General features: G+C 35.0%; 11 protein-coding genes. 7 read left to right on the top strand and 4 right to left on the bottom strand.

What is annotated here, in order from left to right; all coding sequences use genetic code 11:
• Positions 1–318 precede the first annotated feature (318 nt).
• Positions 319–1,683 (top strand): AAA family ATPase, encoded by a 1,365-nt coding sequence (locus Q0800_RS00145; RefSeq protein ID WP_299126583.1) that lies wholly within the window; start codon positions 319–321, stop codon positions 1,681–1,683.
• 2 nt (positions 1,684–1,685) lie between these two features.
• On the opposite strand, the gene Q0800_RS00150 is transcribed toward Q0800_RS00145, so the two are convergent.
• The 3 genes from Q0800_RS00150 to Q0800_RS00160 form a co-directional block, all read right to left on the bottom strand.
• Complete coding sequence (locus Q0800_RS00150; protein ID WP_299126585.1) at positions 1,686–2,390, bottom strand: DNA adenine methylase; 705 nt, start codon at positions 2,388–2,390, stop codon at positions 1,686–1,688.
• 193 nt (positions 2,391–2,583) lie between these two features.
• Positions 2,584–3,888, bottom strand: a complete 1,305-nt coding sequence (brnQ, locus tag Q0800_RS00155) for a branched-chain amino acid transport system II carrier protein (protein ID WP_299126586.1) — start codon at positions 3,886–3,888, stop codon at positions 2,584–2,586.
• Positions 3,889–5,439: a serine hydrolase gene (locus tag Q0800_RS00160; protein ID WP_299126588.1), complete on the bottom strand. Its 1,551-nt coding sequence runs from the start codon at positions 5,437–5,439 to the stop codon at positions 3,889–3,891. It abuts the gene before it with no gap.
• Positions 5,440–5,530: 91 nt separating this feature from the next.
• Between Q0800_RS00160 and Q0800_RS00165 the strand changes: the two genes are divergently transcribed.
• Both Q0800_RS00165 and Q0800_RS00175 read left to right on the top strand, forming a co-directional pair.
• Positions 5,531–6,304: an alpha/beta hydrolase gene (locus Q0800_RS00165; protein WP_299126589.1), complete on the top strand. Its 774-nt coding sequence runs from the start codon at positions 5,531–5,533 to the stop codon at positions 6,302–6,304.
• Positions 6,305–6,715: 411 nt separating this feature from the next.
• Positions 6,716–6,946, top strand: a complete 231-nt coding sequence (locus Q0800_RS00175) for a hypothetical protein (RefSeq protein WP_299126591.1) — start codon at positions 6,716–6,718, stop codon at positions 6,944–6,946.
• Here the strand turns inward: Q0800_RS00175 and thiL are convergent.
• Entirely contained in the window at positions 6,930–7,982 is a 1,053-nt protein-coding gene (thiL, locus tag Q0800_RS00180; protein ID WP_299126592.1) for a thiamine-phosphate kinase, read from the bottom strand. The two genes, Q0800_RS00175 and thiL, sit on opposite strands and share 17 nt — an antisense overlap.
• 105 nt (positions 7,983–8,087) lie before the next feature.
• Between thiL and Q0800_RS00185 the strand changes: the two genes are divergently transcribed.
• The 4 genes from Q0800_RS00185 to Q0800_RS00200 all read left to right on the top strand — a co-directional run bounded on the left by Q0800_RS00185 (position 8,088) and on the right by Q0800_RS00200 (position 13,015).
• Positions 8,088–9,344, top strand: coding sequence for a choice-of-anchor B family protein (locus Q0800_RS00185; protein WP_299126593.1), 1,257 nt, complete (start codon positions 8,088–8,090; stop codon positions 9,342–9,344).
• A 55-nt stretch (positions 9,345–9,399) separates the two neighbouring features.
• Positions 9,400–10,845: a choice-of-anchor B family protein gene (locus tag Q0800_RS00190; RefSeq protein WP_299126595.1), complete on the top strand. Its 1,446-nt coding sequence runs from the start codon at positions 9,400–9,402 to the stop codon at positions 10,843–10,845.
• Between the two features lie 62 nt (positions 10,846–10,907).
• Positions 10,908–12,242, top strand: coding sequence for a hypothetical protein (locus Q0800_RS00195; RefSeq protein ID WP_299126596.1), 1,335 nt, complete (start codon positions 10,908–10,910; stop codon positions 12,240–12,242).
• Positions 12,242–13,015, top strand: a complete 774-nt coding sequence (locus tag Q0800_RS00200; RefSeq protein ID WP_299126597.1) for an MbnP family protein — start codon at positions 12,242–12,244, stop codon at positions 13,013–13,015. Before Q0800_RS00195 ends, Q0800_RS00200 begins: the two co-directional genes overlap by 1 nt.
• Positions 13,016–13,017 lie beyond the last annotated feature (2 nt).

Genomic DNA, 13,017 nt, shown 5'->3' on the forward strand with positions numbered 1-13,017 from the left:
ACAAGTCAACATACAATAAGTATCAAAAAAATCTATTATTTAACAAATACAAATAACCGCTCCAAAGCAACCTTAACTAACCTTTTCAAGTTCTAAAGCACAAAATTCTTATTCAAACAGCTTAAAAGCTACAACCACTTAGACAATCCGCAAACCCAATTACCACGACCTTGTCTGAGCTTTTTAAAAATAAAATCTCACCATAGTAATCAATTAGCCTTGTTTCATTACGTAAAAGTAAATATTTTACCCTTGTTTTGTTACAAATATTTAATATATTTACCTTTGTTTTATTACAAATACGATAAATTAGAGCTGTTGAATCATAAAAGACACATCTATAAAGTGCTTAGGCAATGGAAAACTAACCCTAAACGTAAACCTCTTGTTCTTAGAGGAGCAAGGCAAGTTGGTAAAACTACAGCTGTTAATCATTTCTCTAAAAACTACGATCACTATATAAGTCTCAACTTGGAGCGTCCACAAGATGCAGATTATTTTCAAAATTATAAAGATGTAAAAACACTGGTAGACGCACTGTTTTTGGAGCACAACATATCTGTAAAAGTCATATCAAAAACACTACTTTTTATTGATGAAATACAAGAATCCCCAGAAGCAATCGCATTATTACGCTATTTTTATGAAGATCTACCTCAACTACATGTTATCGCGGCAGGCTCTTTACTAGAGCATGTTATGGATAAGGTAAAAAAATTTCCGGTTGGTCGTGTCTCTTATTTATATGTGCATCCTTTAAATTTTTTAGAATATTTGGAGGCCAAAGGTCAAAATCAGGCTTTAGAAGCGCTTTATCAAATTCCATTACACGATTTCGCGCATACCACCTTAAAAAAGTTATTTCATGAGTATGCTATTATCGGTGGAATGCCAGAAGTAGTAAACACATATTTAGAACAAAATACATTAACCGCTTTACCTGAAGTCTACGAAAGTATATGGCTAACCTATAAAGATGATGTAGAAAAATATGCGAACAACAATACAAATGCGGTAATTATAAAACACATAATGGATACGGCTCATTTGTATATGGATGAGCGTATAAAATTTCAAAACTTTGGGAATTCAAACTATAGGTCTAGAGAAGTGGGAGAAGCTATGCGAAATCTAAATGATGCACGTGTTATTCAATTAATTTATCCCACTACGGTTATAGAACCACCCATAAAACCCGATATAAAAAAATCGCCTCGCTTGCAATTTTTAGATACTGGTTTGGTAAATTATGAATTAAATATTCAAGCAAGTATGCTGGTCTTGGACGATTTAAGTACGGCTTATAAAGGTGCTATAATTCCACATTTAATTACGCAAGAGTTACTTTCTTTGAACACTTTAAACTATAAAAAGCCTAACTTTTGGGTAAGAGAAAAAACGCAATCATCTTCTGAAGTTGATTTAGTAGTACAATACAAAGACAAAATTATTCCGATAGAAATAAAATCTGGTAAAGAAGGGAAGTTAAAATCACTACATCAATTTGTAGATCGTAGTAATCACCCTTATGCCGTACGTATGTATTCTGGAAAATTTAGTATTGAAGAGCATACCACTCCAATGGGCAAAAAACCGTATTTGCTTATGAATTTACCTTATTATTTAGGTACAAAACTTGAAGACTATATAGACTACTTTGTTACCAATCATCAATTAAAATAGATTTACCCTCCAAAAACAAACAACCGTTCCAAAGCTAACTTAGTCGATAAATTCTCCGCATGCCAAGAAAAGGTGGTTTTTGCATCTTTTTCCCAAATGCAGGTAAAATCCTCTGGCGCATTGTATTCACTTATAAAAACTTGGTGACCTGCTTTGCTTTGTTGTTTGCACCAATCCCAAAAAACGTCATGATCAAAACCATCGCGATACTTTGTAGTGGATGCATAAGGTGGATCACAATAGATGATACTGTGTTTAGGAACATCTAATTCGAGATAAGATTTACAAGACAGTTCTACACCTTCTAGTTTTGGGACTTGCTTGGTGATATTGCGATAATGTTCGCCCCAATAATCGCGCTTGCCTTCTTTATCGCGTCTATAACCTGCAAACCATTTGCCACCAAACGAGTTAAAGCCAACATAACCGACTAGGTGTTTTGGGTATTGGTCTTGGTTGTTTTTTATGTGCTTATACTCATCCTCGCTTACCAATTGTGGTGGATCCCAATTATCGTAAATTAAGGCTTGCCACATCGCCATGAGTTCTTGGTGTTGATCGTTGGCAATACGTATGCCATCCACCTTGTCTATCATGTTCATGCCTCCAGCAAAGGGTTCAAGATAGGCTTGGTTGGCTTGTCTATCCTTTAGAATAATAGGTAATAAATCTTTGGCAAAGCGTGCCTTACTTCCCATGTACTTCATAAACTTGTCTCTGTTTTGTTATATACAACCTCGTCAATTCGAGTGAGTTTTACCATTGAAATGAGAAAAACTTGTATCGAGAATCGAGACTTTAATTTATCAACCTGTTCTCGATACGATTTTTCATTCTTCAAAATCACTCGAACTGACGTATCGCTATTTATTTGAAGCAAATAAGAAAATAGATATTTCATTATTCCGTCTTTTGTTTTGGTTGCACAAGAGACGTAACGACTAAAGCTAATAAGGCTGGTAAAACCCAACCTAAACTATGCTTTGCTAGTGGTATAAAATCGGTGGTTTTTTTTAATCCTTCAGAAGGACTTATAAAACCAATCACATCTGGTATGCTAAAGATAAACGTTACTATAACCACAGCTCTAAAAATTAATGGAGTTGCTAATTTTTCAGGTAATACATTCAAAAAAATTAATATAATAGTGATGGGATAAATACATAACAAAACGGGTATAGCAACCACAACAATGGAGTTAAAATCGAGCTGACCAACACCAATACCAGCAATACAAGCAATAATTGCTGTAACCACATAAGCCGTTTGCGATTTATGAAACAAGCCTCTAAAATAATCTGCTGTACCTGCAACAATACCAATAGCCGTTGTAAAACAAGCTAAGGAAATGAGCACACTTAAAACCGTGTTTCCAAATTCACCTAAGGATGCGATACTAATGCCTCTTAATAAATTAGCACGTTGCATATCTGAATTTAACTTTGTGTCAACCTGAATTTCAGAACCATAATACGCTCCTACAGAGATTAAACCTGCGTAAATGATGAATAAACCCGTACCTGCTATAAATCCTGATTGTCGTATAAGTTTTCGTTTAGATTCAAACTGACTCACCTTCATATTTTTAAAGTTCAGGGACACGATAATCACCGCACCAACCACCACCGCTCCAATGGCATCAAAGGTTTGATAGCCTTCTAAAATTCCGATGACAATGGGTGTTTCAAAAGTTGAAAGTCTTGGTGTAAATGACGAAGAGGACAGGCCAATACCAATAACGGCCAAAAGCATAATGACAATAAATGGCGTTAAAAACTTTCCGATCAAATTCAAAATTTTTGAACGGTTGAGCACAAAGACTAAAACCAAAGTAAAGTAAATAGCACTAGTTAATAATGGGCTTGTTCCAAAAGCAGGATGTATGGCAATCTCGTGGGTGGCTGCAGCAGTTCTAGGTGATGGAATAGCAACCGCAATCACGTAAATAATAATACAATAAATTAAACTAAAGGTCGGCGATACTTTTTTACCAAAATCGTATAAAGTGCCTTGCAGTTTCGCATGTGCTAAAATCCCGATAATTGGAATCACCACAGCCGTAATCATAAAACCTATAGTGACCCAAAACCAATTGTCACCGGCATTATAACCTAATAATGGTGGTAATAACAAGTTTCCTGCACCAAAAAAAAGCGAGAATAAAGCGAAACTGGTCACTAAAAGTTCTTTACGCTGAATGCTCACTTAATTAGTTTTTTTAAGTTCTAGGTCATGAAAATCGAAACTGAAATCAGTAATTGGTGCAATGTATTTCATACTTGCTGAAACGGCTTCTCCTTTTTCGTTAAATGTAAATTGAATAAACACATCTGCGTCGTAGCTTCTGTCATTCCACTTTGTGACAAAAGTGGTTGCATTGTATGGTAGTAATTCACCAAATAATCGTGGAGAACGTTCACATCTAATAGAATAATTGCCTTGTCTTTCAGATATGATGACTTCACCAAACCAATCATCTGTATAGGTGCCAACAATCTGTTCAGGTTTTGGAAGTGCTATATTCCCTTTCATTTTTACAGTCTTAGTATAAACAGCAGCTTTTATACTATCGTTATATTTTAGGTAATCTGCGTTACGAGCTCCATACTTATTTAACCAATTTCTGTTTTCATAACCTAAATAAGCATCTTTAATCGTATTGGTAATGGTATTAAAAGCTGAACCATTCATTTGATTAGTCAACACCACAATCGCTAAATCTAAATCTGGAATCATAGTAAATTGCGTAACCGTTCCTAACAAACCTCCTGTATGATACACTTGTTTGTGGCCACCTTTAACATCTGTTAAAAACCAACCCAAGCCATAACCTTTAAAATTAGAGTCGTAAGAATCATTAGGATAAACCGTTAGCGGAGTTTGCAATTGCCATAACTCATGAAATAATTGGGCGTCTAGCAAACGTTCTCCACTTTCGGTAACCGCATCGTTCATTAAAAACTTAGCCCAGCTCATCATGTCGTGAACATTACTCACAATACCTCCTGCTGCGTTTGCTGTTTCACTCCAGTCGTGCGGAATCTGAATCACCTTACCTTCGGCTCTGGTATGCGCATCGATGATATTAGATTTATCGGTCACTCTATTGTAAGACGCTTTAGAGTTGATCATTCCAACAGGTTTCATGATTTTAGTTTCAATGAACTCTTCCCAAGACAATCCACTCACACGTTTTAAAACTTCGCCAGCAATAATAAACATGTTATTGTTGTAGGCAAACTTACTTCTAAATGAGGTTTCGGCTTCAAGGTATTTTACTCCATTGATAACATCATCAACATCAAAACTATTCCCTTCTGGGAAAAACATTAAATCACCTGCTCCTAAACCCATGCCACTTCTGTGTGTTACTAAATCTCTAACCGTAAAATTTTCAGTCACCCAAGGATCGTGTAATTGAAATTCTGGAATGTACTTTCTAACGGGATCGTCCCATTTTAATTTTCCGGTATCTACCATCATCGCCAAGGCAAAACATGTAAACCCTTTACTGTTAGAAGCTACACCAACTAAGGTGTTAGAATTCATATCTTTTTTAGTCGTCAATGAACGGACTCCATGTCCTTTGGCATAAACTTCTTTTCCGTCTTTAAATACTCCGACAGAAATTCCTGGCACATCAAATGTGGTTAAGGTTTCTTGAATTAATTTATCGAGTTGTTTTTCTTCAATTTGTGCTGACAAAGCTAAACTGCTTACGCATAAGGCTAACGATAATAATCGCTTTAAAGTCATGAGAATCTTAGTTTAAAATGAGTAGCTTCAAATATAATAAATGTTGGTGATGAATAGCTTTTAAACACTGCCAAAACATATCTTTGTCATTATGATTTTAGATTATAAAAATAGCAGTATTTATTATGAAGACATTGGTACGGGACCTGTAGTAGTCCTTTTACACGGCTTTTTAGAGACAAGTGCTATGTGGTTAGATTTTATACCTCAACTAAGCCAAAACAATCGTGTAATAAGTATTGATTTATTAGGCCATGGCAAGTCCGATTGCATTGGTTATGTACATACTATGGAAGACATGGCTGATGCCGTTAGTGCCGTTTTGTCTGAGCTCCAAATTATTAAAGCTAAGATTATTGGACACTCTATGGGTGGTTATGTAGCGCTGGCACTAGCCGAACAACGACCAGCCTTGGTAGAAAGTTTATGCCTAATGAATTCTACTTTTGAGGCCGATGATAATGAACGAAAAATAGTACGATCGCGAGCTAACGTTATGGTAAAAACTAATTTGGAAAACATGGTTCGCATATCGTTCGCAAATCTATTTTCCGCAAATAGTAAAACAAGATTTAAATGCGCTTACGAATCAGCACTTTCTATAGCCTTAAAAACCACCGTACAAGGCTACATCGCTGCTAACGAAGGCATGCGATTGCGTCCAAATCGTTTCAAAATTTTTAATTCAATTAGAAAAACAAAACTTCTCATTTTGGGTAAAAAAGATATTTTGATAAATGTTAAACAACTAAAATCTCAAACTAAAGACACAAAGATTATTATAGAAGAATTATCTGAAGGGCACATGAGTCATATTGAAAATAAATCAGATTTATCTTACTTAATTAGTCATTTTGTCGAATAATTAAACTTTTAAGCGTAATTATGGTGATAATAGTTTAAGTTTATCCGACTAAATCAAATCTCATAAATTTAACCTACCAAATATGGCTCCAATAAAACTATACTGCGACTTTTTTGGGCATAATTACAAACTTACAAAGCATGTAACAAAACATGTTAAAGAATATACCTGCAAACACTGTAAAAAGCAATTAACAACTAGCAGTAATGGTGAATTAATAGAATTGACTCCCACATATAAAGACATTAACTTTGTATTAGAACGTATCTATAACAATCGCAGGCTACGTTTAAAGCAAAAAACACTCAGTTCATCGATTTATTGATTGTTAATAATATGTGAACAAGTTCTTTTCTTATATTTAAACCCCTAGCAAATTACCTTAATTCCTAAGCTAAACTAGTTAACATAATGAAGAATGTGTATTGCTCATTATTTGGGCATGATTTTAAAATTTCTAAAGAAATAACATACCACGTCAAAGAGTATAAATGCACTCATTGTAAAACTGAAATGACCATAGATGGCAATGGCAATTTTATTCCTTTAACACCAAAATATAAAGAAATAAATAAGGTGTTAAATCGTGTTCATAACAAGCGTTTAGAACGCGGACGAAAACTTCTTATGATGGATTTTTAAGAGCATTCCATCCCTTTGCTATAATGGCAATCTTTTCATCAGCTCTTGTTATAAGATGCGCTCCTCTTTCTTTTTCAGTTACATAACCTATTACGGTTAAATTAGGATTACCTTTAATTTTTGGATAATCTTCTTGTGAAATTGTCATTAATAATTCATAATCTTCGCCACCATTTAGAGCTACCGTTGTACTATCTATATTAAATTCTTCACATGAAGAAATAACTTGTGGATCTAATGGTATTTTATTTTCATAAACATCCATACCTACATTACTTTCTTTGCAAAGATGGAGTACTTCAGAAGATAATCCGTCGCTAATATCCATCATACTCGTTGGTTTAACCTCTAACTGTTTTAATAACTGAACAATATCCTTTCTTGCTTCTGGTTTTAATTGGCGCTCTACGATATATGCGTACATAGATAAATCTGGCTGAGAATTCGGATTCACTTTAAAAACCTCTTTCTCTCGTTTTAGGATTTGTAAACCCATGTAAGCTCCACCAATATCACCAGACACTACTAATAAGTCATTGGGTTTAGCACCCGAGCGCCATACTTCGTCTCCTTTATCTATTTCTCCTAAAGCTGTAACCGATACAATCAAACCCGATGTTGAAGAGGTTGTATCTCCACCAACAACATCTACATTATATAATTTAGCTGCTGTAGATATACCTGCGTATAGTTCTTCCAAAGCTTCTAACGGAAAACGATTAGATACAGCTATTGAAACTGTAATTTGTGAGGCTTTAGCATTCATAGCATAAATATCAGATAAATTAACTACAACTGCTTTGTAACCTAAATGCTTAAGAGGAACGTAACTTAAATCAAAATGGACGCCCTCTACCAACAAGTCCGTAGATACCACAACCTGTTTTTTACCAAAATTTAAAACGGCAGCATCATCACCAATACCTTTTATTGTAGATTTTTGCTTCATCTCAAAGTGCTGAGTTAAATGCTCTATAAGTCTAAATTCACCCAACTCGCTTAATGGAGTTCGTTTTGGATTTTTATCTTCTATCATACTGCAAAAATATTATGCTTTTTTCAATAAAACCCCCTTTATTAACGTTAATTCAGTCCCTCTACTAATGAAATATAAAATTTAAAGTAACTTGCTAAAAAAAATATGAAAATTTCAGCACTAGATAAGTCCTTAAGCAGGATTACTTTTTGTGCCATTGTATTTATAAATTTGTCATGTTCCAATGATGATAATGGTAATATAACTGTACAAAATTCACAATTTCAGTGCGTAAATGGTTTAGCTAACGGTTACCCTTGTAATGGCTTCGATTTAATGAGCCATATTCCTAATGAAATCTTGGGTGGTGCAGATGCAGAAGGCAATGATTCTTGGGGCTGGACAGATCCCGAAACCGGAAAAGAATACGCTTTAGTAGGCACAACAACAAGTACTGCTTTCGTTGATGTTTCAGAACCTAACAACCCTGTTTTTTTAGGAAGAATCCCAACAGAAACAGTGAGTAGCATTTGGAGAGATATAAAAGTCTATAACAATCATGCTTTTATTGTCGCTGATTTTCGCTCAAATGTGCCATTAGAAAATCAAGAACATGGCATGCAAGTTTTTGATTTAACAAGATTAAGAAATGTTCAAAATGCGCCAACTACATTTACTCCAGATGCGGTATATAGTGAATTTACTAAAGCACATAATATTGTAATTAATGAAGAAACCGGTTATGCTTACGCCGTAGGTACCAATACATTTAATGGAGGTCCTCATTTTATTAATATCCAGAATCCAACTAATCCAATAGCAGCAGGCGGCTATGGTGACGATGCTTACTCGCACGATGCGCAAGTTGTTAGTTACAATGGTCCAGATGTTGATTATACAGGAAAAGAAATTTACATTGGCAGTAACGAAAATGAAGTTGTAATTATTGATGTTACCGATAAGACTAATCCCACTCAAATCTCAACTATAGATTATAGTAACATTGGCTATACACACCAAGGGTGGTTTACAGAAGACATGCAGTACTTTTTATTGGGTGACGAAATTGATGAGATAAATTTTGGGGTAAATTCTAGAACCATTGTTTTTGACTTTTCTGACCTAGATAATCCCGTTTTTCATATAGATTATTCTGGCCCAACGGCTGCTATTGACCACAATGGCTATGTTGTTGGCAATACATTTTATGTAGCAAATTACACAGCTGGTCTTAGAGCTATTGATATTTCTAATATAGCCTCTGGTGTTATGAATGAAATTGGTTTTTTTGACACTTACATACCAAACGATAATACTGCTTTTAATGGTGCATGGAATATTTATCCATTTTTTGAAAGTGGAAATATTGTAATAAGTGATGTTGATGGAGGTTTGTTTATTGTAAGAGAAAGCAACCCTTAAGTTAAAATATAATACCTTTATTTTAGATTATATAGCATAGGTTTAATACTTAAACATGAAAAATAAATTACCCCATTTCTTATTTTTTCTTATTACACTTTCTCAAGTTATTTATTCTCAAACCAATTGTATTAACGGTTTTGCAGGAGAATACCCTTGTAACAATTTAGATTTAATGGCTAACATTCCTATTTCTGTCCTTGCAAATACAAGCGGAAATCCTGAGGGAAGCGATGTTTGGGGTTGGACGGACCCTATGGATAATAAAGAATATGCCATTGTTGCTACAACAAATAGCACAGCTTTTGTAGATATTTCAGACCCAATAAACCCAGTATTTTTGGGTAGATTAGATACTTCCGCCGGAACAAATTTTTGGAGAGATGTTAAAGTATACAATGATCACGCATTTATAGTTGCTGATAATGTTGGTCCACATGGTATGCAAGTTTTTGATTTAAAACGACTAAGAAACGTAACCTCTCCTCAAACCTTCACTGCCGATGCCATTTTTAATGGTGTTAATAGCTGTCATAATATTGTTATTAACGAAACTATTGGTGTGGCCTACTTAGTGGGTTGTAATACCTTTGGTGGTGGCCCACATTTTATTGACATATCTAATCCTCTAAACCCTCTAAGTCTAGGAGGTTATGCTGCAGAAGGTTACACGCACGACGCGCAAGTGATAACCTATAATGGCCCTGACCCAGATTACACAGGTAGAGAAATCCTCATTGGCAGTAACGAAACAAAAGTTGTTATTTTAGATGTTACTGACAAAAACAATGTCATTAAAATAAAAGATGTCGACTATCCACAAATCGGTTACACTCACCAAGGTTGGTTTACCGACGACCAACGTTATTTTATTTTAGGAGATGAAACTGATGAGCAAAACTATGGTATTAATACAAGAACCATCATATTTGATTTTTTAGATCTCGATAACCCTACACAATCGTCCACATATTTCGGAAACTCATCAGCTATAGACCATAATGGTTACGTATTAGGAAATGAATTTTACCTAGCAAGTTATAGAGCAGGATTAAGACTCCTCGATATTTCAAACATTCAGTCTCCAACCAATCCTATGACAGAGATCGCTTACTTTGACACCTATCCAGATAACGACGGCACGGCTTTTAACGGAGCCTGGAGCGTATACCCTTACTTTAGTAGTGGCAACATAGTAATTAGCGATATTGAAAGAGGGCTATTTGTTGTTAGAAAAAACCAGACATTATCCGTTAAAGAAGAGACGGCTGACGCCGGCTATTCACTTTCTCCAAACCCAACCAATGCTTCAGCTCAAGTAAAAGCATCACAAAATCAAATTATTAATTCTATTGAAATCTATAATAATCTAGGACAAATAGTATATTCTAACGCTTATATTAATAACAACAATTTTACACTGCCAACGCAGAACTATACATCGGGTTTATATCTTGTAAGAATAAATAATAAAGTCATAGAAAAACTAGTTATTAAGTAGTAGATGAATACCACAGAGAATTATAATGAAATACGTTTTAATTATTAATAATTACAACACTAATGAAAAATAGAACGTTAATATATAGTGTACTTTTTTGCTTTTTTTTAGCCCTTTTCAATTGTACTAATGATGACACTCCTGCACCAAACTTATTTGAAGGTATTATTGAGAGTACAATAACCTATGGAGGTACTAAAAATGAGAGTGCCCAAGCGGTGACTAAAACTACTGATGGAGGATTTGCCGTTTTAGGCTACACTCAAAGTATGAATGGTGATGTTACTGATAAGCAAAATGAAAGTTTTGATTATTGGTTATTAAAATTTGATTCCGAAAACAACCTTCAATGGTCTAAAACTTACGGTGGCAGTAATGACGATAGAGGAAACGATATCATACAAACAACCGATGGAGGTTATGCCATTATCGGCTACAGCTCTAGCATTGACCAAGATGTTACAGAAAACCAAGGCACAAGAGATTACTGGCTACTAAAATTAGACAGTTCTGGTAACATTAGTTGGCAAAAATCTTATGGTTATTCGGGAGTTGATGTCGGCCATAATGTTATACAAACAAACGAAGGAGGATTTTTTATTACTGGTGTTTTAGACGTAACTGCATCAGCGGGAGAAGGTAACACATCAAGAACCACAAGCCGTCATGCAGGTGGAGATTATTGGGCTCTTAAATTAGATGCCTCTGGCACTATTGAATGGAGTAGATATTATGGCGGAGGATTTACAGACACTCCTTTTGATGCTATACAAACTAATGATGGGTACATCATCATTGGTTCCTCTGATAGTAATGACGTGGATATTTCAAACAACAAAGGCACCTACGATTTTTGGGTTGTAAAAGTTTCTAACTCAGGAAATCTTATTTGGGAAAAATCCTTTGGTGGCGATGAGATTGATGAAGCCCGCGCTATAGCAGCGACCGATGATGGTAATTTTATAATTGCTGGTGATACAAGAAGCAATACCATAGATGTATCTCAAAATAATGGAGCTGCCGATTTATGGCTCATTAAATTAGCACCAAACGGAGATTTACTTTGGGAAAAAACATATGGAGGAAGTAATTTTGATGTTGCAAGATCCATTGAAAAAACAGACGATAATGGCTTCTTAATATCCGGAAGCACAAGAAGTTCAGATGGGGATGTCACCACAAATAAAGGACAAAATGATGCTTGGGTTCTAAAGACCGATCCAAACGGCAACATTCAATGGCAAAAAACAATCGGCGGATCGGACATAGATTTTGCCTTTGATGCTACAGAACTAAATGATAAGACTGTAATACTTGTTGGAGAGTCTAATAGCAATAATATAGATATACCAACTAATCAAGGTTTTACAGATCTACTAATTACTAAAATAAAATAATGATAAAGAAAATTCTATTACACCTGTGCATAGGCTTATGTTTGTTTGCCTGTGAGAGTGATACCTACAGTAGTGCAACGGTAAGCCAAGTAAATCCAACATTTATTTTTCAGCATAATTGGAACGGTAATAATGTAAGCAATGCCGACTTTAATGATTTTATTTTCACTACAGAAAACGGCACCTCTATTAGCATAGAACGGTTACGATATTTAATTTCGGATATAACATTCACTTCCAATTCTGGCGAAGTTCTAAATACTAATCTTTATAAATTAGTAGACGTCACAAACAACAATATTACCTATACACTAGCAAACACAATACCTTCTGGCAATTACGCTAACGTATCTTTTACCTTTGGTTTAAATAACGAAAACAATGCACTAAACTATACCGATTTAAACTCAGTGTCCTTTAATGTACCAGAGCTGTTGGGTGGTGGTTACCATTACATGCAGTTAGATGGTAAGTTTATAAATAGTAACATGCAAGAGCAAGGCTTTAACTACCATGCCATACGCGCAGTAGATAATACTGGTGCTAATCCTACATTTCCACAAGACACTTTTTTTACAGTAAATTTAGGCCCTATAACTATTGGTAATTCTACAGAAATAGAGGTAAACGCTAACCTCGCAGAATGGTTTAAAAATCCTTATGAATGGGATCTAAACACTTACAACCAAATGCTTATGCCTAATTCTGAAGCTCAAATTTTAATGTACAATAATGGCCAAAGCGTCTTTTCTCTAGGAGACGTAACACAATAGTA

This window comes from uncultured Winogradskyella sp. (assembly GCF_937958655.1).
GTDB lineage: Bacteria > Bacteroidota > Bacteroidia > Flavobacteriales > Flavobacteriaceae > Winogradskyella.